At 58.7% G+C, this 21,504-nt stretch carries 24 protein-coding genes and 1 riboswitch; of the genes, 7 read left to right on the forward strand and 17 right to left on the reverse strand.

Features of this window, described 5'->3' with window-relative positions; genetic code table 11:
- Nucleotides 1–44 precede the first annotated feature (44 nt).
- The 3 genes from sda to RBI05_RS14450 all read right to left on the reverse strand — a co-directional run bounded on the left by sda (nucleotide 45) and on the right by RBI05_RS14450 (nucleotide 2,069).
- The gene (gene sda / locus RBI05_RS14440) at nucleotides 45–188 is read right to left on the reverse strand and encodes a sporulation histidine kinase inhibitor Sda (protein ID WP_150456235.1); all 144 of its coding nucleotides are present in this window, start codon (nucleotides 186–188) and stop codon (nucleotides 45–47) included.
- A gap of 334 nt (nucleotides 189–522) precedes the next feature.
- Entirely contained in the window at nucleotides 523–1,185 is a 663-nt protein-coding gene (locus RBI05_RS14445) for a YheC/YheD family protein (RefSeq protein WP_310551625.1), read from the reverse strand.
- Nucleotides 1,186–1,607: 422 nt separating this feature from the next.
- Nucleotides 1,608–2,069, reverse strand: a complete 462-nt coding sequence (locus RBI05_RS14450; protein ID WP_310551626.1) for a DIP1984 family protein — start codon at nucleotides 2,067–2,069, stop codon at nucleotides 1,608–1,610.
- 325 nt (nucleotides 2,070–2,394) lie between these two features.
- On the opposite strand from RBI05_RS14450, the gene RBI05_RS14455 reads away from it, so the two are divergent.
- Nucleotides 2,395–3,735: a sodium-dependent transporter gene (locus tag RBI05_RS14455; RefSeq protein ID WP_310551627.1), complete on the forward strand. Its 1,341-nt coding sequence runs from the start codon at nucleotides 2,395–2,397 to the stop codon at nucleotides 3,733–3,735.
- Nucleotides 3,736–4,304: 569 nt separating this feature from the next.
- Here RBI05_RS14455 and RBI05_RS14460 read toward each other — a convergent pair.
- The 3 genes from RBI05_RS14460 to RBI05_RS14470 all read right to left on the reverse strand — a co-directional run bounded on the left by RBI05_RS14460 (nucleotide 4,305) and on the right by RBI05_RS14470 (nucleotide 6,187).
- Entirely contained in the window at nucleotides 4,305–4,766 is a 462-nt protein-coding gene (locus RBI05_RS14460; protein ID WP_150456239.1) for a GNAT family N-acetyltransferase, read from the reverse strand.
- A gap of 171 nt (nucleotides 4,767–4,937) precedes the next feature.
- Nucleotides 4,938–5,312, reverse strand: coding sequence for a VOC family protein (locus tag RBI05_RS14465; protein WP_150456240.1), 375 nt, complete (start codon nucleotides 5,310–5,312; stop codon nucleotides 4,938–4,940).
- 512 nt (nucleotides 5,313–5,824) lie between these two features.
- The gene (locus RBI05_RS14470) at nucleotides 5,825–6,187 is read right to left on the reverse strand and encodes a HesB/IscA family protein (RefSeq protein ID WP_310551628.1); all 363 of its coding nucleotides are present in this window, start codon (nucleotides 6,185–6,187) and stop codon (nucleotides 5,825–5,827) included.
- Between the two features lie 298 nt (nucleotides 6,188–6,485).
- On the opposite strand from RBI05_RS14470, the gene mqnE reads away from it, so the two are divergent.
- Nucleotides 6,486–7,592: an aminofutalosine synthase MqnE gene (mqnE, locus tag RBI05_RS14475; RefSeq protein ID WP_310551629.1), complete on the forward strand. Its 1,107-nt coding sequence runs from the start codon at nucleotides 6,486–6,488 to the stop codon at nucleotides 7,590–7,592.
- Between the two features lie 49 nt (nucleotides 7,593–7,641).
- The gene (locus RBI05_RS14480) at nucleotides 7,642–8,703 is read left to right on the forward strand and encodes an NAD(P)/FAD-dependent oxidoreductase (RefSeq protein ID WP_150456243.1); all 1,062 of its coding nucleotides are present in this window, start codon (nucleotides 7,642–7,644) and stop codon (nucleotides 8,701–8,703) included.
- Between the two features lie 33 nt (nucleotides 8,704–8,736).
- Here the strand turns inward: RBI05_RS14480 and RBI05_RS14485 are convergent, their stop codons facing one another.
- Nucleotides 8,737–8,991: a YuzB family protein gene (locus RBI05_RS14485; protein ID WP_150456244.1), complete on the reverse strand. Its 255-nt coding sequence runs from the start codon at nucleotides 8,989–8,991 to the stop codon at nucleotides 8,737–8,739.
- An 80-nt stretch (nucleotides 8,992–9,071) separates the two neighbouring features.
- On the opposite strand from RBI05_RS14485, the gene RBI05_RS14490 reads away from it, so the two are divergent.
- From RBI05_RS14490 to RBI05_RS14505, 4 genes are all read left to right on the forward strand, one after another.
- Nucleotides 9,072–9,314 (forward strand): NifU family protein, encoded by a 243-nt coding sequence (locus tag RBI05_RS14490; RefSeq protein WP_150456245.1) that lies wholly within the window; start codon nucleotides 9,072–9,074, stop codon nucleotides 9,312–9,314.
- 202 nt (nucleotides 9,315–9,516) lie between these two features.
- Nucleotides 9,517–10,122, forward strand: a complete 606-nt coding sequence (locus RBI05_RS14495; protein ID WP_310551630.1) for a TetR/AcrR family transcriptional regulator — start codon at nucleotides 9,517–9,519, stop codon at nucleotides 10,120–10,122.
- Complete coding sequence (locus RBI05_RS14500; protein ID WP_310551631.1) at nucleotides 10,103–10,612, forward strand: flavodoxin family protein; 510 nt, start codon at nucleotides 10,103–10,105, stop codon at nucleotides 10,610–10,612. The genes RBI05_RS14495 and RBI05_RS14500 overlap by 20 nt, the downstream gene beginning before the upstream one ends.
- Nucleotides 10,609–11,367: a hypothetical protein gene (locus RBI05_RS14505; RefSeq protein ID WP_310551632.1), complete on the forward strand. Its 759-nt coding sequence runs from the start codon at nucleotides 10,609–10,611 to the stop codon at nucleotides 11,365–11,367. Before RBI05_RS14500 ends, RBI05_RS14505 begins: the two co-directional genes overlap by 4 nt.
- A gap of 10 nt (nucleotides 11,368–11,377) precedes the next feature.
- On the opposite strand, the gene RBI05_RS14510 is transcribed toward RBI05_RS14505, so the two are convergent.
- From RBI05_RS14510 to RBI05_RS14555, 10 genes are all read right to left on the reverse strand, one after another.
- Complete coding sequence (locus RBI05_RS14510) at nucleotides 11,378–12,247, reverse strand: MetQ/NlpA family ABC transporter substrate-binding protein (RefSeq protein ID WP_150456247.1); 870 nt, start codon at nucleotides 12,245–12,247, stop codon at nucleotides 11,378–11,380.
- A gap of 60 nt (nucleotides 12,248–12,307) precedes the next feature.
- Nucleotides 12,308–12,976, reverse strand: coding sequence for a methionine ABC transporter permease (locus RBI05_RS14515; RefSeq protein WP_310551633.1), 669 nt, complete (start codon nucleotides 12,974–12,976; stop codon nucleotides 12,308–12,310).
- Nucleotides 12,976–13,992, reverse strand: coding sequence for a methionine ABC transporter ATP-binding protein (locus RBI05_RS14520; RefSeq protein ID WP_310551634.1), 1,017 nt, complete (start codon nucleotides 13,990–13,992; stop codon nucleotides 12,976–12,978). Before RBI05_RS14520 ends, RBI05_RS14515 begins: the two co-directional genes overlap by 1 nt.
- Before the next feature lie 106 nt (nucleotides 13,993–14,098).
- Nucleotides 14,099–14,245: riboswitch (SAM riboswitch) on the reverse strand.
- Nucleotides 14,246–14,306: 61 nt separating this feature from the next.
- Entirely contained in the window at nucleotides 14,307–15,011 is a 705-nt protein-coding gene (locus tag RBI05_RS14525; protein WP_150456250.1) for a Cthe_2314 family HEPN domain-containing protein, read from the reverse strand.
- 77 nt (nucleotides 15,012–15,088) lie between these two features.
- Complete coding sequence (locus tag RBI05_RS14530; RefSeq protein ID WP_310551635.1) at nucleotides 15,089–16,870, reverse strand: UbiD family decarboxylase; 1,782 nt, start codon at nucleotides 16,868–16,870, stop codon at nucleotides 15,089–15,091.
- Nucleotides 16,871–16,911: 41 nt separating this feature from the next.
- Complete coding sequence (locus tag RBI05_RS14535) at nucleotides 16,912–17,811, reverse strand: hypothetical protein (protein ID WP_310551636.1); 900 nt, start codon at nucleotides 17,809–17,811, stop codon at nucleotides 16,912–16,914.
- Between the two features lie 268 nt (nucleotides 17,812–18,079).
- Entirely contained in the window at nucleotides 18,080–18,427 is a 348-nt protein-coding gene (locus RBI05_RS14540) for a thioredoxin family protein (protein WP_310551637.1), read from the reverse strand.
- Between the two features lie 112 nt (nucleotides 18,428–18,539).
- Nucleotides 18,540–20,165 carry a putative polysaccharide biosynthesis protein gene (locus RBI05_RS14545; protein ID WP_310551638.1) on the reverse strand — a complete coding sequence of 542 codons (1,626 nt, stop codon included), beginning with the start codon at nucleotides 20,163–20,165 and terminating at the stop codon, nucleotides 18,540–18,542.
- A gap of 79 nt (nucleotides 20,166–20,244) precedes the next feature.
- Nucleotides 20,245–20,730 carry a DUF456 domain-containing protein gene (locus RBI05_RS14550; protein ID WP_150456318.1) on the reverse strand — a complete coding sequence of 162 codons (486 nt, stop codon included), beginning with the start codon at nucleotides 20,728–20,730 and terminating at the stop codon, nucleotides 20,245–20,247.
- Nucleotides 20,731–20,736: 6 nt separating this feature from the next.
- The gene (locus RBI05_RS14555; protein ID WP_310551639.1) at nucleotides 20,737–21,486 is read right to left on the reverse strand and encodes a Cof-type HAD-IIB family hydrolase; all 750 of its coding nucleotides are present in this window, start codon (nucleotides 21,484–21,486) and stop codon (nucleotides 20,737–20,739) included.
- Nucleotides 21,487–21,504 lie beyond the last annotated feature (18 nt).

Genomic DNA, 21,504 nt, shown 5'->3' on the forward strand with positions numbered 1-21,504 from the left:
GTAATGATCCGTCATCTTCGTTGATCGAACAGGTCTGGACCATTTTAGTGAAGTACCGCAAGTTCTGGAGAGTGTAAGTTCCGTTTGCGAATTTCAACCAGAAGCATAGCAATGAAATCATGCTCAAGCTGCAGTTCAATCGCTTGATGATACGATTCCAACAGCATCTGATCGGACAATTCCATCATAACGATCACCTACCTTTCCTTTATTTGGTTCTCTTCTATCATAGCAGACTAGCAGAATCCGAACAAGCGTTCTGATATCCACAGCGCATTGTGGAAATCCTGTGCATAATATGTGAAAAAGTTGGAATTTCCGTCCGGTTGTGCAGGGTATATTGGGGATAATAGTTATACACAGGAGAATTTGTCTGGATATATGCACAAAAAATTTACAAATCTATCGATTCCATTCTTATCCATTCTTAATTAACCCGCCGGACAACCTTTCAAACGTATTCTTTAGCTCTAATATCGGACTCTTTGCGGTTTTTGTTAACTCGCCAAGCCTCTTCTCTCTTTATTGCGGACGTGTATTAACCTCCAGGATCCACAAGCGCCCGTTCCGGTCCACCGCATAGTCGAACCCCAGCTCTCCGATTCCCGGAAAATGGCGTTCCAGCGTCTGAATGCAGGTAACGGTCACAATCCGCATCTCCCGCCGCTTGGCGGCAGAATTGATGCGGGGAAGCGAGCGGCGCAGTCCTTCCCGGCAGCTAAGCATGGTCCCGCCCTGACAGAGATTCGTCACGAACAGACCCGGGCGCGCCAGACGTCCCACCATAGACCGGAATTCCCAGGCCCCGTTGCTGCGGACGACCTTGACCCGGTAATCAATCGGGCGGCCGTCGATCCGGGCAAGGGAAATACCCTGCTGGATCAGGTAACGGCGTCTGAGCTTCATGCGCTGCAGCCCGTTGAACATCTCTCCAAAACAGCTGTATCTCCGCGTGCGATTCTTTGAGGTAAGCCCGTAGCCCCCTCCGTCGCGGAATACCCGGATCACGCCGTGTCCGCCTCCGCCTACAACCGGTTTCACTACGACATCGCCATAGGCGGCCAGCATCGACCGAAGAGCGCTGCCGCTATAAATCTGCGTCTTCGGAATATACCCCGAAACGCGCGGATCGCTTAAGAGCGCCGCCGTCTTCCGCCATTTGCTTGCGAGCTGTCTTCCCGCCATGTCTCTTCCTCTCCTTCCTTGGCCTCTGCCATACCATACTCACAGGGGAATGTCCCACTCTTGTATGATTGTCCTTGCCTTGGAAAAAGAGGCGCTTGGCCGCGTGCCCGCGCATCCCCATCTAACGGACAGTGCCCGGCGCTTCAGACTATCGTCTGGAACACCGGGCACCCGTGTTCAATTCTGCCATCGGGCCTGCAATCCCCTTCCCCGCCCTCGTCCGGGCCGGCAAACCAGCATAAGGTCGTAACAATAAACCTGCTACACGGTACTCCTGTGCTGAAGCGCACTCTTGTAACGGTTCTGGGCTGATTGCTTATAGCTGAGACATTCGCCCCGAGTCTCTCCGAGGTCCAACCTGCCCGTTGGAGGGGGTATGCTCGCTTTTGCCGGCGGCCGGACTACCTTCGCGGCCCGTTCCTCTACTCTCCGGCCAGTTCGACCGTCCAGTTCAATTGCTGAATCCGGAAGTCAAATTCGCGAAAAGCCTTGGAGAGCGCGTCCACCTCTTTCTGAATGGCGGCCACGTCCACCGTCCGGTGGAACTTGACCTCCGAACGGCTAAAGCGCTCCTGCCTGATCGAGGCATTCTCCAGCACCTCCGCCAGCAGCCTGCGCCGCTGCATCAGCTCGTCGCGCTCGGCCAGCGCATCGGCGATTGACCGCTTGTCGTCAAATGCCGTAAAGGCATTGGTCTTGTTAATCGCCCGAATCCAGCCGGTCAGCTCCTGAAGCGACCGTTCCAGCTCGGTCAACAGATCCGCCGGGTCTTCGGCCGGCTTCTCGCCTTCCTGAACCTTGACGACCCGGGCAAGCCGCTGTCTGAGCTGGGCGATCCGTTTCTGGCAGTCCGCCCGAAGTACAAGCGCCTCGGCAAGCTTCATATGATGTCCTCCTTGGCCCGCGGCCCGTTTTATTAATTATATAAGACTTACCCAAATCTCCGTTCGCGCTGGTCCCTTTCGCCATATTTCCGCAATGCCTAACCAAGTATACCTTTGGCGTCTGATACCGGATAGGACAAAGATTGCATGCCTCATTAAATAGATGGACAAACTTTTTTCACAGAAGTTGCATCTTGTAGTTTTGGCAGTCTGCCTATATACTTGTTCATATTATGTCTCTCCAGCATGAACAATGCTCCTTCCAGGGCGGTCACGGACAGACAGCAAGAACTTCATCTTATAGTCGGGAGGCAGACTGAACTCTATGCCGAAACAACCCAGAACTTTGGAATCCAAGGACCAATTCTCCTCAAGCGGCTTCATTCTCGCGGCCATCGGCAGCGCGGTCGGATTGGGGAATATGTGGAAGTTCCCTTATATTACGGGGATGTACGGAGGAGCGGCGTTCTTCCTGCTCTTCATTGTCTGTCTGGTCGCTATCGGCCTGCCGGTGCTGCTCGCAGAGCTGACCATCGGCCGGGGCGGGCGGGGCAGCGCGGCCAGCTCTTTTGTCAAAGTGGGCGGCAACCGGGCTTGGGGCGGAATGGGGATGCTCTCCGTCATCGGCGCTTTCATGATTATGTCCTTCTATGCCATCATCGCCGGCTGGACGTTGTATTACGCGGTTCGGGCCTTCAGCGGGAAGCTGTTCACGAACCCCGATTACACCGGTCAATTCGCAAGCTTCACGTCGGGCTACAGTCCGATTCTCTGGCAGGTTGTCGTCCTGGCGCTTACCGCCTGGATCGTGGCCCGGGGCGTGTCGGGAGGCATTGAGAAATTCAACAAGGTGCTGATTCCCGGCCTCCTTCTCCTGCTGGTCATTCTGATGATCCGGGCGCTGACGCTCCCGGGCGCTATGGACGGAGTCTCCTTCTTCCTGAAGCCCGATTTCTCCAAGCTGACGGCGGAATCCGCGCTGGTAGCGCTGGGACATGCGTTCTTCTCGCTCTCGCTCGGGATGGGGGCGATGCTGACCTACGGCTCCTACGTGCAAAAAGAGCAGTCGCTCGGATCGGCGACGCTGGCCATCGGAGGCGGCGATCTGCTGTATGCGCTGATTGCCGGACTGATTATTTTCCCGACGACGTTCTCCTTCGGAATCGACAATGCGCAGGGACCCGGGCTGGTCTTCATGGCGCTGCCCGCCGCATTCTCGGCGATGCCCTTCGGCTCGCTCTTCGGCGGATTGTTCTTCATCCTCCTCGCCATTGCAGCGCTGACCTCTACCGTCTCGCTGCTGGAAGTTCCGGTCGCCTATGCAATGGAGCGGCTCCAATGGGGACGAACCCGCTCGGTGCTGCTGATTACCGCCGGCTGCTTCCTGCTGGGCATTCCATCGGCGCTGTCGTTCGGCGCCGCGCCGGGACTGAACTTCGGCGGCAAAGCTTTCTTCGATTGGATGGACTTCCTGGCCTCCAATGTGCTTCTGCCGCTGGGCGGGCTGATCGTGACCCTCTTCGCCGGCTACTTCTGGAAGCGCGTCGGCGACGAAGCCGGCCTCTCGGCCGGCTGGTTCCGCCTGTGGCTGTTCATGCTCCGCTACGTGGCGCCGATTCTGGTGCTGTTCGTCTTCCTGCATTCCGCGGGAATCATCAAGTTCTAGTCAGACCAAAGCGCCCGGTCCTGCAGCGGACCGGGCGCTTCTTCTTCTCGTTCCTCCGCTCCTCTTCTCACCGACGGGCTAACCGGCCGGGGCTGGCTCTCAGAGCCAGCGATAAATCTGCCCCTTCTTGATCGGAACTCCGTTCCTGTCCGCCCATCGTTTTAGGCGCTGCATCCCTTCTTCATTCCTTTCGCAGAACCTGAAGTGCAGCATGAACGGAACCATTCTCCTTCCCCGCAGCCGGATGCCGACGCTCTCTGCCCAATATCCCTGAATCACGATCCGGTCTATCCGCTGCGCGGGGACTTCTTGACCGTGGAAGCAGAGCGAATGTTCCGTCAGCTCCAATCTGTGACTGACCAAACTTCGCCGGAACAGCATGATCGCCTGAAGGAAACAGCCGGCCTCTAGAACCAATTTTGTCCCTCTGAACCAGGCCGTATGCAGCGGGAGCCTCTCCAACAGAAAGACGATAAGGAGAGAACAGACCAATGCGATATAAAATGATCGGGGTACCCCAATCCGACAAGCGTCTCCCTTGGTCGTCGGAGCAGACCGTTACCGCTTCCTCATAGGGGCTCCAGCTTATATTCGAATTCAATCTCATGCTTAATCTCGATCCCGTCCAGACCGATTAGCGGAATGGAGGGCTTCAGCTTGCGGGCTTCGGTAATCGCATGGCGATGAACCGCAGCCAGATCGAATCCGCGCTTCTGATAATAGCGGATCGCCTTGATATTGTCGTTGGAGGTGATGAGCCATACCCGGAGACAATGCTTTTCCCTCGCCCGGTCTAGCACTGTGGCGATCAATTCGGCCCCCACGCCCTGTCCTTCCCGCCTGCTCTCCAGCAGCACAATCTCGCATTCCCGGTCTTCGATCCGGTACAGGATGAAGCCGGCAGGCTCATCAGGATATATGTATACGAATCCGTCCAAATCACGGAGGGCATGGACTTTTCCCCGGGAGACCAGCGTTTCTCCCCAATCCGAAAGGGCGTCTATATGCTCTCGGCCAAAAGAAACGATCATTCCTTCCTCACCTCTATTCCATTATTCCACATCCGGCTCATCCTTGAAGATCACGACTGCGCAGAAAGATCAGCATCCTCCCCCGGACGCCCCGGACCGACTGAATCTCCGCACGGGTGAATATTTCTCTTCTATAATAAGTATTTTATTCGGGTGTGGGTATCCATAGCGCTAGACCATCAGGCACCATTTGACGCCGAACCGGTCCACGAGCTGAACCAGACAGGAACTGTAAAAGGTCGGTCCTATCGGCGTAACGGTCTCGCTGCCCGGCTCCAGCACCTGATAGGCCTGCCGCAATTCCGCTTCATCCGCGCAAATTGCTACAATCTCCATCGTGCTCTCCGCAGACGCCCTTCCGGTTCCTCCGAAGTCGCTGAGCATGATCCGGCTGCCCAGGATATTCATTTCCGCATGAATCACTACGGTGCCGGGCTCCTCCTGCGGGTCGTACATAACGGATTCTGTCTTCGCTCCAAAAGCCTGGCGGTACAGCTCCATCGCCTCGGTGCAGGCGCCGTTCAGGTATAACTGGGGAACGAGCATGAAATCACTCTCCTAGATATTATTCTTACTCGCTTCGTAGAACCTTATTTTCTTTCGTGACATCCACTAACCGGTACACGGCCGTTAACAGTTCCCTGTTCATCTTATATAAAATCACTGCAATTACTATCGAAGTGATGAAAAGCAGTAAGAGTGTAATTAATATTCCGACATATATACCTTGCATAGTATTCAATCCCCCTAACAGGACAGATCCGGCCCTAAAGCATTCATTTATGGGCGGTCACCGGGTTAATCTCCGCTATAGCTGCTAGAGCCCTTTTAATAATAAATGCCGTACAGGATACCCGCTATAACGTAAAAACCGCAGCGGACAGAATCCATTATAAGGCACAAAAACGACCCCTACTACGCTTAGTCAAAGTGACTATGGCTTAATAGAGGTCATAATCCACAACCCTAAAACGGCGTTCAGGGTTGTTAACGTACAGGAGAAGCTACGCTATCGGCTACCGTTCAAATCAACGAAACAAAAAGTGTTGATATAACGCTCAATCCTCGCACGGCTGCGCCAGCGATTCTTCTTCCTTCCGGGTGCGGAAGCTCTGTCCGCAGCCGCAGGTGGCGATGGCGTTCGGGTTATTGATCGTGAAGCCTCCGGTCATGCCGGCTAACTCGTAATCAATCTCGACGCCGTCGAGCATGCGGAGGTCGTCCTTGGCAACGGCTATCTTCATTCCCTGGATCTCCATGAATTCGTCTTGGTCGCTTGTATGGTCATCAAAGCCCATGGCATAGGAGAAGCCGCTGCATCCGCCAGCCGATACGCCAAGGCGGAGGAACATGTTCGGCACTTCCTGGGCCGCGAGCATTTCTTTCAGTTGATCGGCCGCAGCCTCGCTGATGGTAATCATGGTCTTGCCCTCCTTCAATTTAGAACGTCTCTAAATTGAAGTATACTCCACTTTCCTTGGCCCCTCAAGCCTTCCGCCCTGCCGGCCGGTTCAGGTCTTCCCGGGTCAGCGGACTGTCTGGGTCGTCAAACATCGGATAGTATTCTCCTAGCCTATCCTCCTAATCTGTTCTTCGCTTCTTACTCCTCCGGCTCCCCGTCTCTCGCGGTTGCCCGCTTGACTGGAGGAAGAGTATAATAGGGAGGGCGTCAACATTGTTCGATAATTTGTCACGCACTACCTTCAGGAGGAAGAAAATATGTCCACACTGATTACACCAAGCACGGATGCCCGCATGGCGGAGATCATCGAGAAGGTGCACAGCGGCGTCCGGCTCAGTCTGGAGGACGGCGTCTATCTGTATGAGAGCAACGATCTGCTCACGATCGGCCAGCTGGCCAATGAAGTGAACCGCCGCAAGAACGGCGACAAGGTGTATTTTATCGAGAATATGAGTCTCTACTTCACCAACGTGTGCGAATCCCGCTGCGCGTTCTGCAATTTCCGCAAGGATGAAGGCGAAGAGGGAGCGTATACGCTCTCCGGCGAAGAGATGATCCAGTACGTCGAGCAGCATATTCATCCCGGCGTGCGCGAATTCCATATTGTCGGCGGGCATAACCCGCATGTTCCGTTTCAATATTATGTCGATTCGCTGCAGGCGCTGCACGTCCGCTTCCCGGATGTGACGCTGAAGGCCTACACGGCGGCGGAGATCGACTTCTTCACCCGAATCAGCGGCCTGAGCATCCGCGAAGTGCTGGAGAAGCTCCAGGCGGCGGGACTGAAGTCCCTCACCGGCGGCGGCGCTGAAATTCTGTCCGATCATTACCGGGAAAAAATGCACGTCGATAAAGCCGGCGTGGCTGAATATCTGGAAGTGCACCGCCAGGCGCACCGGCTCGGCATGAAGACCCACACTACCATGCTCTACGGGTCGATTGAATCCCGCGAGGACCGGATCAAGCATATGCTGCAGATCCGCGAGCTGCAGGACGAGACCGGCGGCTTCATGGTGTTCATTCCGCTGTCCATGCAGCCCAAGAACAAGAACGCAGGCATCATGCGGCGCAACTCCGCCTTCGAGGACCTCAAGACCATTGCCGTGAGCCGGCTGATGCTCGACAACTTCGACCATATCAAGGCTTACTTCATCAACATCGGTCCGCAGCTTACCCAGGTGGCCCTCAGCTTCGGCGCCTCTGACGTACACGGCACCATCCTCAAAGAGCGCATCAGCCATTCGGCCGGAGCGCTGACGCCGGAGGGTCTTACCCGCAAGGAACTGATCTGGCTCGTCAAGGGCGCAGGCAAAATCCCGGTTGAACGGGACACGTTCTATAACGAAATCAAAGTCTATGAGTAAGCTTGCTTGCGAATCAGAATAATCGATTTCGAAAGGATGTTCGGTCAGCATGCGTACACTGCTTGTTCTAGGCGGCGGCTACGGCGGCCTTGCCCTTATCCAGGAACTGCTACAGAGCCATCTTCCGCACGATCTTCAGATTGTCCTGATTGACCGGATGCCCTATCAGGGCATCAAGACCGAATACTATGCGCTTGCCGCAGGCACCGTGGCCGACCACAGCCTGCGGATCGCTTTCCCGGAACATCCGCGGCTCAGCGTCCGCTACGGCGAGGTCGAATCCATCGACCTCGCCGGCAAGCAGGTGCTGCTGGCAGACGGCGAGCAGGTTCCCTATGACCAGCTCGCCATTGCCCTCGGCTGCACTGACAACCACCACGGGATACCCGGCGCTCCCGAGCATACGTGCAGCATTCAGAGCATGGCCGGCACGCGCGAGACCTACCGGCGGCTGAACAACATCAGACCGTACGGAAACGTGAACATAGTCGGCGGGGGATTGAGCGGGGTGGAGATTGCGGCCGAGCTGCGCGAGAGCCGGCCGGACCTCAACATCACGATTCTGGACCGCGGCGAGCGGGTTCTGTCCGCTTTTCCGGCCAAGCTCTCCCAATATGTCGAGGAATGGTTCAACGAGCATCAGGTGCAGACCCGGGGACGGATCTCCGTCTCGCATGTGGAGGACGGCGCCGTCTATAACGGGAGCGAAGCCATTCTCGGCGACGTTACGGTATGGACGGGCGGCATTCAGCCGGTCAAGCCGGTGCAGATGCTGAATCTGCCCAAGGACCGCGGCGGGCGCATACTGCTGGGCGAGTATTACGAGGTGCCGGATTATCCGGAGGTGTACGTCATCGGGGACTGCGCCAGTCTTCCGTTTGCGCCGAGCGCACAGGCGGCGGGCGCGCAGGGCGAGCAGGTTGCGCAGGTGCTGCGCGCGCTCTGGAAGAACGAGACCCCGCGTCTGGGCAAAATCCGGCTGAAGGGTACGCTCGGCTCCCTCGGCAAGAGCGAAGGCTTCGGCCTGCTCGGTTCCCGCTCCATGATGGGCCGCGTTCCGCGCATCCTCAAGAGCGGCGTGCTCTGGATGTCGAAGCGGCATTTCGGATAGGCGAAGCCGCCCTTGCCCGTAGCCGCTCCCGTTCTAGTCCAGATCGAGCTCCAGCCAGGCTTCGGCTTCCCGGATCTTATCCTGAATCGCCTGTTCAAGCTCCGGCACGGAGCCGGCGGCGACGATCTCGCCGTTCACCATTGCGAAGAAATCGACGCGGCACTGGTCGCAATTGCCGAGGCAGCCGTACTCGACGACGTCGAAATCGGGGTTCTGCTCCAGCTTGTCCATCAATTCTTCGGTCCCGTGCCCGATATTGTTGACACAAAATTCAATAATCGGTCTCATATTATTCTCCTTGAATGGGTAACCATTTTATTTTTTAAGCTTTTGTACTATAATAAACGTACGAAAGGAGCGATTGAGAAATGAATGAGAATACAATCTCCAAGTACGATGAAGTGCTGGAAGTTCTGGATAAATTGCGTCCGTTCCTGCAACGCGACGGCGGCGACGTCGAACTGATCGATGTAGAGGACGGAATTGTGAAGCTGAAGCTGATGGGAGCCTGCGGCAGCTGCCCAAGTTCCACGATCACGCTGAAGGCCGGTATCGAACGCGCCCTGATGGAAGAAGTCGAGGGTATTGAGGACGTCGTTCAAGTGTTCTAAAGCAAGCCCGGTCCTCAGGCCGGTGTCCCGCACGCGGGATGCCGGCTTTTTTGCGTTCTCATGCCGGTGTCCGTCCGCTGCAAGGGTCATTATATCATAAAATCATTTCTTCTCCATGCAGCCCTACAGCGCACAGATAAGTCATTGACAGTGCTAAAATATTCCTGTATCTTGACAATGTCAAGATTGAGGAGGCTTCAGAGTGAAGGAAGGAAGTTATCATCACGGCGATCTGCGCAATACGCTGATCGAGAACGGCATCGAGCTGATCAACGAGCAGGGCATCGGCGGCTTCTCGCTGCGCCGGGTCGCGGCGCGGTGCGGTGTCAGCCATGCCGCTCCTTACAGCCATTTCAAGGATAAGGACGATCTGCTGTCCGCCATGGCAGAGCACGTCACGCAGCAGTTCGCCGACAGGCTGCGCGGCGCGGTGGAAGCCGCAGAGGAACCGGACAGCGAGCTGGAACGGGTAGGGACAGCGTATATTGCCTTTTTTGAAGAGCATCCGGCCTACTTCCCCTTCTTGTTCTACCATTCCGGCATTGATATTCACGTGAACGGCGAAACGGATGTGCATGCGGCCTATCCGCCGTTCGAGGTGTTCCGGGGTACCGCACGGAGGGCCTTCCGGAAGACGGGACTTCCCCCGGAGCGCGATGCGAGCATGCTGATGGCCGTCTGGTCATCGGCTCACGGCATCGCTTCGCTGATTACCGCGCGCCCTATTCATTACGCCGGCAATTGGCGGGAGATTTGGCAGGTCATATTGCAATCGGGAGGCAGATCCAATGAGACTGATCGTACATGATTTGACCGCAGCACAGGCGGCGGGGTGGCTGGATCAGGAGAATGCCGGGCAGGATTCGGAGATTCTGAACGATGACGGCACCATGCGCCACTGCGTCGGCTGCTTCGGCTGCTGGGTGCGGACCCCGGGCACTTGTGTACTCAAGGATAACTACCGGCATCTCGGCCGGCGCCTGGCCGACTGCGGCGAGCTGGTGCTGGTCAGCCGCAATGTCTACGGAAGCTACAGCCCGTTCGTCGCCAACGCGTTGAACCGGACGCTCTCCTATGTGCTTCCTTATTTTGCGGTCCGCAACGGCGAGACGCATCATGCGCGCCGCTATGAGACGCGCTTCCGGTTCACGGTTCACTTCTATGCCGAGGACATGACCGCGGACGAGATTGCCGCCGCCCGCGCTCTCGTTCAAGCCAATGCAGTCAATATGGGCGCAACCGATACATCCATTCTCTTCTATGACCGCATAGAAGACTTACGGGAGGCTTGGGCATGAGAATCGCGAGAGTCAACGGCAGCCCCAAGGGCGGCAAGAGCAATTCGGGCATTTTGCTGGAGAAGCTGGCCCCTCTTCTGGAAGACGGCGGCTGCGAGCTGCCGCTGTACCGGGTGGGCCCGAAGCCGTTCGGAGAAGAGCAGTACCGGGAACTGTACACGGCGGATGCGCTTGTGCTGGCGTTCCCGCTGTATTTTGACGGCATCCCTTCCCACTTTCTGCGCATGATGGTCGGAATGGAAGCCTGGGTGAAGCGGCAGGGCACACCGCCGGCGGAAGCTCCGGGCTCTCGCCCTCTTCCGGTCTATGTCCTTGTGAACAACGGCTTCTATGAAGGAGGCCAGTGCCGAACTGCAGTCTCCATTGTGCGCAATTGGTGCGGGCGCTGCGGCTTTCGCTTCGGAATGGCGGTGGGGTTCGGCGCGGGTGAAATGCTCGGTTCCCTGGAGAAAGTTCCTCTCGGACGCGGCCCGCTGAAGGATCTGGGGCAGGCGCTGGAGGCTCTCGCTTCCGCGATCCGGACGGGGGCAGCCGGAGAATCCGTCTACCTCTCTCCGAACTTCCCCCGCGTTGCCTGGCGTCTCGCCGCCACCTACGGCTTCTGGCACCCCCAAGCGAAGAAGAACGGGCTGAAGGTGAAGGATTTGAAACGACGGCCAGAACGGCCCCAGGAGGGAGAGCGCCTCTTCCCCAACAGCAAAAATCCCGCCGCTCTTCAGAGCGGACGGGACGATTCAAGCCGTATGAATGGATGACGGACCAGGATTAGAACGCAGGAATAATGGCTCCCTGGTATTTGTCTTCAATAAACTTCTTCGCTTCCGGCGAAGTCAGGGCCTTGGCCAGCTTCTGGATGGCATCGGAATCCTTGTTGTCCGGGCGGGCCACCAGCAGGTTGGCGTACGGCGAATCGCCGGATTCGATGAACAGGGCATCCTTGGTCGGATTCAGCTTGGCATCCAGCGCGTAGTTGGTGTTAATGAGCGCGAGATCCACTTCATCCAGCATGCGCGGCAGTGTAGCGGCCTCGAGCTCGACAATCTTCAGGTTCTTCGGATTCTCGGTAATATCGGATTTCGTGGACAGAATATTGGTGTCGTCCTTCAGCTTGATCAGACCGTTCTTCGCCAGCAGAATCAGCGCGCGGCCGCCGTTGGTGGCATCGTTCGGGATGGCGACCTTGGCTCCGTCCTTCAGTTCGTCCACGGATTTAATCTTCTTGGAGTAAGCGCCGAACGGCTCGACATGGACGGCTACCACCGGCACCAGATCGGTTCCGTTCTTCTGGTTCTGGTCGTCCAGATAAGGCTTGTGCTGGAAGAAGTTCGCGTCCAGCTCTTTCTCGGCCAGCTGTGTGTTCGGCAGCACGTAGTCGGTGAATTCCTTGATCTCCAGCTTCACGCCCTCGGCTTCAAGCTGCGGCGCAATGGCTTCCAGAATTTCGGCATGCGGCACGGAAGTGGCGCCGATCACGAGCTTGACCGGCTCGGTGCTTGGAGCCGTGCTTGGACTGGACGACGAACCGGCGGCCGGCGATGTGCTGGCCTCCTTGTTGTTGCCGGCATTGTTGTTGCCGCAGGCGGCCAGAACGACAAGCAGAACGAGACTGAGCAGTGACAATGAAATTTTCTTCATGAATAATTCCCCTCTTCTCCTAGGTTAATTCAATAAGGATCTCTATATATAAATTGAACCTTATCTGCGGGTATAATGCCGGACGAGCCGGTCGCCGATCATCTGAAGCAGCTGCACCAGGATGACCAGCAGCGCGATCGCAACGAGCATGACTTCTTCTTCATAGCGCTGATAGCCGTAACGGATAGCCAGATCGCCGAGCCCGCCGCCTCCGACCATGCCGGACATTGCCGTATAGCTGACCAAGGTAACTACCGTAATGGTAATGCCGGCCAGAAGAGACGGCCGCGCTTCCGGCAGCAGAACGCGGAAGACGATCTGCGGCGTGGAGGCGCCCATCCCCTGCGCCGCTTCAATGACGCCCCGGTCCACTTCGCGCAGCGACGTCTCGACCAGTCTCGCGAAGAAAGGCGCCGCTCCGATCACGAGAGCGGGAATCACGCCGAGCACCCCAATGGCAGTGCCCACAATCGCCCGGCTGACAGGAATCAGCGCAATTACGAGAATGATGAACGGCACGGACCGCAGAATGTTCACCAGCACCGACAGAAGCGTGTAGACCGCCCGAATGGCCGGTGAAGAAGATCGTCCCCATAAATATAGCACAATTCCGAGCGGTAAACCAAGAATTATTGTAAAAACCGCAGAGGCTCCCATCATCTTGAGCGTATCCAGCGTGCCTACCCACATTTCATGCCAATCCACCAGCGAAAAATCAAGCCCTCCCATCAGTTCAGCACCTCCACATCCAGACCCTGCCGGGTCAATTCGGCCATCGTCTCTCCGATGGCTTCCGCCGGTCCCTCGAAGCGCACGGTCAGCTGACCGTAAGGCTCTTCCTTAATGGTACCGATCGTCCCCTGCAGAATGGCAAAATGCACCCCGGTCCTGGACGCCGTTCTCGACAGCGTGGACTCATAGGTCCGCGAGCCGATGAACGTAATCTTCGCCGCCTTGGAACCGTCCGCTCCTCCGGCGGCGATGGCCGCCTGGAGCGGTCCTCCGTCGCGCGCTTCGCTGCGGATGAATTCCCGGGTTACGTCATGCTGCGGCTTCAGGAATACTTTTGCCACTTCGCCCTGCTCCACAATGCCGCCGCCGTGGATAACGGCTACCCGGTCGCAGATGCTCTGGATCACGTGCATCTCATGCGTAATCAGGACAATCGTCAGTCCGAACCGCTTGTTGATGTCCAGCAGCAGCGCCAGAATGGAATCCGTCGTCTGCGGGTCCAGCGCCGAGGTCGCCTCGTCGCAGAGCAGCACATCCGGTTCGCTGGCCAGCGCCCGGGCGATGCCGACCCGCTGCTTCTGTCCGCCCGAGAGCTGGGCGGGATACTTGTCCGCGTGTTCGGCGAGACCGACCAGACTCAGCAGCTCGTTCACCTTCGTCTCCACGGCCTTGCCGGGCGTGCGGGTCAGCCGCAGCGGGAAGGCAATATTGTCATAGACAGTCGCCGACGACAGGAGGTTGAAATGCTGAAAGATCATGCCGATCTTGCGGCGCCGCTCCTGCAGCTCGCGTCTGCCGAGCTTGGTCAAGTCGATTCCGCCGACGCGTACCTCTCCTTCCGTCGGCCGCTCCAGCAGATTGATGCAGCGGATCAGCGTGCTTTTGCCGGCGCCCGAATGTCCGATCACTCCGAAGATTTCCCCCTGGCGAATCGACAAATCCACGCCCGAGAGCGCGGTCTGGGCGGCTGAGCCCCGTCCGTATACTTTGGTTAACCCTTTTAACTCAATCATCCTGCTCCTCCTCTTGCTCCATGCCGCACCTCAAAAAAAGCCTCTTGCGGATTCCGTCGCCAGAATCGCAAGAGGCTGTTGTTCCATTCAGAATAGCTCCAGCCCTCTCTCATCTGCGCACGTTCCGGAATGTCCGTCCTGTGCAGGAATTAGCACCATGACACCTTCTTCCAACCGCGCCTTGTGCGCTTGTTGTCCGAAGATCGGTTGCCGGGCTTCATCGGGCCTGTCCCTCCGCCGCTCTTGATAAGATTGGTGTATGAAATTGGTGACCTTAGTATAGAGAAGGCCGCGGATTTTGTCAAAAGGAAATTTCAGCTATGCCGCTGGTTCCCCATATACCGGTAGGCGGCTGCCAAGGTCCGGCAGACCATCTCAAGCCCTTGCCGCAGATCCTCCAGATGGCCGTCCAGATCCTCCAGCGCAATCCGTTCCTCAAGTCCCTGGTGCCGCTGCCACAGATCGTCCTGCATTTCCGAGTTCATATAGTGAATCTCGGCGTTCCGGCGTTTCCGCAACTTCTGCAGCGCATCGCGGTATTCCTTCCGGATGCCCTCCAGCTCGTCGGACAGGTCGGCAAGCTCCTTGCGCGTCCGGAGCTGCCGAAGCACCGTGAAATACGAGAAATGCGGCTTGAGCGCCGAAGTGCAGAGATCATACCGGCTGTTCAGCACCGTACCAAGCTTGTCCAGCAGGGAGAAGACCCGGATGAACCCGTTCTTGTAAAAATACACATAACGCGCGTACTCGCCCTGCTCGTCGGGCGTCATTTCGTCCACGAATCCCGCCCGGACCGAGCGGCGGAAATGAGCGGCGGCGAACCAGCTCTGCTCCAGCTCGTCCAGAGACGTAATCAGCCCCCGGGTCCAGATCTCGATCTCCCGGGATTCATGGTTCCGGTCTCCCTGGCGGTTCATCTCCTTGCGGAGCGCCGCCGCCTGTTCGGCCATCGCGTTGATGGCATCGGCCAGCGGGCCTTCGTTCACGCGCGGGGCTTCACCCAGCAGTATGCGCAGCATCGGTCTTCCTCCTTAACGGTTCGTAGTGGGGGGTAGAGGCGGTGAAGCAATCGGCTTATCTTGCCCGAATCGGCGTCCTAAGCGTTCAGTCCGTTCGGAAAATATTCCTTCCATCTCCGGTCGACGGTCTCCACGATGTCCTCCCGCGGGAACAGCTCGTCCGGATAACCCGGCTTCATGCGCGCGTCGATGACGATCGGCAGCTTGTAGCCGATGTGATGATGCCGCACGGTCGACTCCGCGTAGATGTCGGTCGCCGGGTTGAACCGCGTGAACACCGTCCAGAGGAAAGAGGTCTGTGTCCGGACCGTCTCGGCGGCGTTGTCGACCAGGATAACGAGCGGCCATTCGGTCTGCCCGGCCTGAAGCGCCGGAATCAGCCGCTCGGGCAGGTCGGGGTCCTCGGTGTAGGACGGTCCCGAGACGACGAGGCAGCCGCCGCAGTACACCTTGGCGTCCGCGATGCCCGGCAGGTTCCCGCCTTCATAGACCCGCGGCAGCTCACGGATCTTGGCACCGACGCCCATCATGACGCCCTTGCTGCCGTGGTTCATCTTCTGGCCGGTGTAATCCAGCGTATCATGCGACGTCTTGTTGAAGATGAACAGATCGACCGCCGGATCGAAGCGTTCCAGCACCGTCTCCAGCAGATGCGGCCAATCGGCGAGATCGACCGGCTGGTTCGTCAGAACGAGGAACTTGGTCAGCGACAGCTGGCCTTCGCCCAGAATGCGGAAGGCCGAGACCAGCGCCTCGCGGGAATAGCTCTCCCGGACCACCGCGGACGCCAGCGTGTGCGAGCCCGATTCGGAATATGCCCAGAGCGAGTGCACCGACGGCATCACCAGCGGGTAGGCCGGAGACAGCAGCCGCTGGAGGAAATCGCCGAGGTAATAATCTTCCTGGCGCGGCTTGCCGACGATCGTCGCCGGGTAGATGGCGTCCTTGCGGTGCCACATGCGCTGCACATGCATGACCGGAAAATCATGCTTCAGCGAGTAATAGCCGTAGTGGTCGCCGAACGGACCTTCAGGCCGGCGTTCATGCGGCGGCACCAGGCCGCGGATCGCAAACTCGGCTTCCGCCGGAATCCGGTGTCCGCCCATCGGGTCCTTGACCATCGGCAGCCGGCCGCCAAGGACCAGGGAGGCCAGCAGCAGCTCCGGCATGCGCTCCGGCACCGGCGCGATTGCCGTAGCCACGAGCGCCGGCGGTCCGCCGACAAAGACCGATACGGGCAGCGGCTCGTTCCGAAGCTCCGCTTCGTGATGATGGAAGCCGCCGCCTTTGTGAATCTGCCAGTGAACCCCGGTTGTGCTGTCATCATAAATCTGGATGCGGTACATGCCCAGATTGTGATCCTTCGGATTGGACGGGCTCTCTGTATAGACCAGAGGCAGGGTAACGAACGGCCCCCCGTCCTCCTGCCAGCTGGTTACCCGCGGCAGGTCCTTCAGCGGGTCTTGATTCCGGCAGACGCCGAGCACCGGCGCTTCTCCCTGCGGCACATTCTTGATGCCCACCTTCAGGAGATCCCACAGCAGCCCCTTCTCCTTCCAGACCGCCATGGGCGTAGGCGGCAGCAGCGTCTCGACCGCGCCCATCATCCCCTTCATCAAGGCCTCCGGCCGGGGTCCGAACGCCTGATCCACGCGTCTTACCGTGCCGAACAGGTTAGTGGCCACCGGGAACGGCGTTCCCTTCACGTTCGTGAACAGCAGAGCCGGGCCTTCTTCCGCAATTACCCGGCGGTGTATTTCAGCCAGCTCCAGATACGGATCGACCGGCGCATCGATAATCGCCAGGTCCTTGTCCTTCTGCAGCTGTTCAATCCATTGTCGCACATTCGCGTATCCCAATATGGTTCCTCCTCAAATCCTTCTCCATCCGCCGCTTCGGATCAGCCGAAACGACCCGTTGACGCCCGCTCATCCAGGCAGGCGATCACGCTGAACCACCCGGCCAGCAGAAGAGCCTGGCCTGCCAGAGCCAGACGGTGCAATCCTTCGTCTGCCGCGAACGCGGAAGCTGCGAGAGCCAGCAGCTGCATGAGGCTTAGCAAGGCAGCCGCCAGTCCAAGTCTTCGCAGCCCGGGGCGGCCCTGGCCGTAGTTCCAGAACGCCAGATGGCCCACCAGCGCAGCCAGCAGGAGCAGCAGCAGCTGTGCGGCGAGGTGAATCCATACCATCCGGTTATCTCCGGACCCTTCGGGGATCGCCTGTCCTTCGCAGAACGGCCAGCCGGCACAGCCGGACGGCGTGGCGGATTGGACGTAAGCGCCGATATAGACGGCGACATAGGCGTATACGGCTGTTCCCCGCACCAGGTTGCGGAACGGGCGGGGAAGCGCGGCCGGAACCCCCGGCCCGGCTGCACGCGCATGGCCAGCGGAAGCGCCGGGCTCGCCTGCGCCGCGCTCTTCCCGGACAAGTCTGCGCAGCCTAAGGTTCAATTGCAGCGTGGCCGTGAACGCAGCCAGCAGCAGGGCCGGAAGCAGCGCCCGGACGGCCGACGGCGGCTCTGCGGCGCCAAGAAGCGCCGCGAGGATGCCCTGCGCGGCCGCGAGGCTCAGCGCCAGGCGGGCCCGCTTCCGCAGAGAACGGCGGTCCGGGGCGTTCCAGCCCCGCACCGCCGCAGCGGCAACGGCCGCCAGCAGCGCCGCCAGCACACTCGCGGCCAAGCCCGCACCGGAGATCAGCGTCTCCCCGCTTCCTTCTCCGCCCGCTGCATGGCCCACCAGCGCGGCGATTATTATCAGGCAGGTCAGTCCGCTCCAGCTGCTCAACTGCCTCAACGTCATGGTTCATCCCGCCTGTTCAAGGTTTCATTGATTCGAGAAATTACGACAAATCTAATGCGTTTCCATTATAACCGATAATCTCGGGACCGGCATCCGGCAAATCTGAAATTTGAATGTTCTCCGGGACCGGAGCGCCGCGCTTCCGGGTTCTATCGGTCCCCTGAACACAGCAAAACGGGGGTCCGAAGGCCCCCGTTCATGCCTGTTGGCGGATGGGCACCATCCGCCGTTCGCCTGCTTCCGGCAAAGATCAGACCCGCCGGGACGGTCAGGCCTTCTCTACGGCTTCATATACTTCGACCGCGCGGTTCAGGAAGCTCTCGATCTCTTCCCGCGATTTGCGCAGCTTGTTGACGAAGCGCACCAGCTCCCGGCCTTCCGTGTAGGCCACAAAGCTCGGAATGCCCAGAATGTTCTGCTCCTGGCTGACATCGCCTACGGCCTCCACGTCCACTTCGACCAGCGTCAGCTTATCGGCATAGGCGGCCTCGACCTCCGGCATGAAGGGATCAATGAACTTGCAGTCTCCGCACCAGTCGGCTTTGAATACCGCTACGGTCAGACGGGGCGACACAATCGCCGAACGAAACTCCTCGGGAGATTGAATGGCATTCATACGTCATCTTCCTTTCGTCTGGAATGGGATTCCCTCTAGTGAAGCAAAACGGAGGAAGGAAGTCAACTCTGCCGGACCGTCTTCCTTCCCTTCCCTTCCCGGCCCTGCCTGTCTACTCCCCCCGCACCCGGGCCGGCTGAAGCTTCATGAGCGGCCGGAGGAGACGCTGCACCTTGCCGGGATAGCTCTCCAGCTCCTGGCGGCTCAGCGCGCCGAGCACAATCAGCAGCACCAGATAGACGAGAACGACCCCGCCTCCCACCAGCAGGCAGGTGATAAGGTAGGCGATCCGGTCGGGCATGGCTCCGGTCAGCAGGAGCCCCAGCTCGTTCAGACCGAAGCCGACCGCCGCCGCGGCCAGCACCGCCGTACCGTAGCGGCCCCAGCGCCCTCCCATAATCTCGAAGGGAACGATCGATTTGAGGAGCCGCAGATTGAGCAGGGTGATGACAATAAAGCAGAGCGCCGTAGCGAGAATAATGCCGTAAATGCCGATGAACCGGCTCAGTACGATACTTCCGACCAGCTTGACGATAATGCCGGCCAGCACGTAGAACATGGAAATCCGCGATTTGCCCATTCCGAGCAGGATGGAGTTCGAGGTCGTCATCGAAATTTGAAATATCGTGCCCAGTGTCAGCAGCGCTACAATGCCGCTGCCTTCCGGGGTCTTGAACAGCAGGCCGTTGACCGCATAAGCGGCGATGACCAGCGGGAGCACGATCGGCGTCCCGGTCAGTACCGCGATGCGCAGCGCCATCGTCATCTGGCGCTTCAGATGCTTCTCGTCCCGGCGGGCATAGGCCGCAGAGATGACCGGAATCAGCGACGTGCTGAGCGCAATCGCCAGTACGGGCGGAATCCCGGCGATGCTCTGGGCTTTCTGCCCCAGGATCGACAACAGCCCCTGCGCATCCGCATGGCCAACCTGCCCTTCCAGCAGCGGCACCACGAGCGACGAGTCGATCATATAGACCGCCTGAATCGTCATGGAAGCCAGAACAATCGGAATCGACAGGCTGAAAATATTTTTATAGATGCCCAGCATAGGAAGCTTGGCTTCCTCCTGCCCGTACCTCAGCCGGTCGGCGGCATCCTCGCGCCGGAGTTTCACGGCAAAATAGATCATCACGCCAAAAGCGGCCACGCTTCCGAGTACGCTGCCGAAAGAGGCCCCTGCGGCCATCACCGAATTGCTGTAGCCCTGGCGCATCAGAATGAAGGCAAGCAGAATGGCCGTAGCCACGCGGGCAATCTGCTCCACAATCTGCGAAATCCCGCCGGCCGCCATGTTGTTGCGGCCCTGGAAATAGCCGCGCATCATCGCGATGGTCGGGAAGAGCAGCAGCGCGGGCGCAATCGCCCGGATGGCGGACGTACTCTCCGGCACGCCGGTATGCCGGGCATACACCGGAGCGGCTATGTACAGAATCGCGCTCATGACCACGCCGATCCCGGCGCCGAAGTAGAGCGCCGCCCGGTAGACCTGGCGCGCCTCTCCGGGCCGGTTCAGCGCGTAGCGCTCGGACACCATTTTGCTGAGCGTACTGGGAATGCCGGCGGTCGCCAGCGTCAGCAGCGTCAGATATACATTGTTCGCCTGGACGAATGCGGCGTTGCCGGTATCGTCGAAGATATGCTCCAGCGGCACGCGCTGGAAGATGCCGAGCGCCCGCGCGACGAGCGCAGCGGCCGCCAGAATCAGGGTGCCTTTGATAAAGGATTCCTTCTTGGACAAACGTTTCGCCTTCTTTACATTAAAATAGCTCCCTTGTGACAAGGGAGCCGGAGGGTGCCCCGCGGAACATGGCCGGAATTCAGAAGCGCCAGATCCAGATGAAGAACAGAATAATCATGGCGAGCTGCAGGAGGATTTTGACCACCGTGCTGGTCAGCAGACCAAGGAGCGAGCCCCAGCCGACCTTAAGCGCCTTCTTAATATCCGAACCGGCCAGCAGTTCGCCGACCAGGGCGCCGATCAGGGGACCCAGAATGAGGCCGAAGGCCGGAATCACGAACGGCCCGGCAATGATGCCGATCGTACTGCCGATGACGGAGGCGCGGGAGCCTCCGAATTTTTTGACGCCCCAAGCCCCGACCACATAATCCGCGATGAACAGCGCTGCGACGATGACGGTCTGCACCGTCCAGAACACCGGTCCGAACGAACCGAACGAGAAGAACCAGCCATAGACGAAGAAGGCAAAATAAATCGCCAGCGCGCCCGGCAGGATCGGATAGACCGCACCCGCGAGGCCCACCAGGAACAGTGCAATAATCAATAACCAGCCCAGTACGGTCATCACTCGTCACTCCCCGTTTCCAAAAATAAACCTGCGCACCACTTCAGCAATTCCGTCCTCGTTGTTGCCCGCGACCACAGCGTCCGCTTCCTGCTTGACGGTCTCCTGGGCATTGCCCATGGCTACGCCAAGTCCGGCCTGCTGAATGACTGCAAGGTCGTTCAGACTGTCTCCGACCGCAATGACCTGCGACATCCCGATGCCGAGCAGACCGCAGACCTCCCGGATTCCCGCCGCCTTGTTGATGCCGAGCGGGTTAATCTCCAGATTATACGGCGAAGAATTTGTAATTTCCAGCCCCCCTATATCCTCCAGCGCGAGAAGCACTTGGTGGCGGATGCCGTCGTCTTCGGTATAGTAGCCGAACTTCAGCCATTCCTTCTCCCGGATGTCATTCACCCAGTTCTCCCGGTTGTGCACCCTTTCCGTCGAATACGCCCAGAACCAGATTCCATGCCGGACCGCCAGCGCATGCATCTGCTCGACAAGCGCCGGGTCCATCAGCGAGCGGCGGTAAATCTCATGGGGAGCGCGCCAGACTTCGCTGCCGTTCACCGTCACCATCGGCGTCTTCAAGCCAAGCTGCTCGGCATAGGGGTAGGCGTTCTGGAAGGAGCGGCCGGTCGAGAGGCACACATGCACCCCCTTCTCCACCGCCCGGGTAATCCAGGCGACCGTCTCGGGCGTTATAATCTGCTCGTCATTCAGCAGCGTTCCATCCATATCCAGCGCCAGCAGGCGGTAGTCGGTATTCAAAATGGCTCCACTCCGTTT

The organism is Paenibacillus glufosinatiresistens, from assembly GCF_031470375.1.
GTDB lineage: Bacteria > Bacillota > Bacilli > Paenibacillales > Paenibacillaceae > Paenibacillus_AQ > Paenibacillus_AQ glufosinatiresistens.